The following is a 279-nucleotide window of genomic DNA, read 5'->3' on the forward strand; positions in this document are numbered from 1 at the left end:
GCACTTCAAGGTCAGCGTCAGCGGCTGCTTGAAGGCATGGTCGCTGATCGCCGATTTGCCATAGGGGCCCGACTCCACCGGATGGCTGGTGATCTTGAGCGTGTCCTCATGGGACTCGCTGAGCGTCGCCTCCACCACGATGTCGCCGATTTTCTTCGACAGCAGGCCGACCATGTCGGCGCCCGCGATGTTCAAGTCAGCCATAGGATCCCTGCAGGTTGCGCGTCAGGTCGGCATTGACCCGGCTCTGTTGATTGGCCACGGCTTCTCCGGTCGCAT

The 279-nt window shown here is 61.6% G+C and carries 1 protein-coding gene; it reads right to left on the minus strand.

Annotation, left to right across the window (positions count from 1 at the left end; genetic code table 11):
• Nucleotides 1-204, minus strand: a 204-nt coding sequence (locus SB751_RS29800) for a phage baseplate protein (protein ID WP_410748998.1), incomplete at its 3' end; no start/stop codon positions are given.
• Nucleotides 205-279: the final 75 nt, after the last annotated feature.

The organism is Cupriavidus sp. SIMBA_020, from assembly GCF_046535395.1.
GTDB lineage: Bacteria > Pseudomonadota > Gammaproteobacteria > Burkholderiales > Burkholderiaceae > Cupriavidus > Cupriavidus campinensis.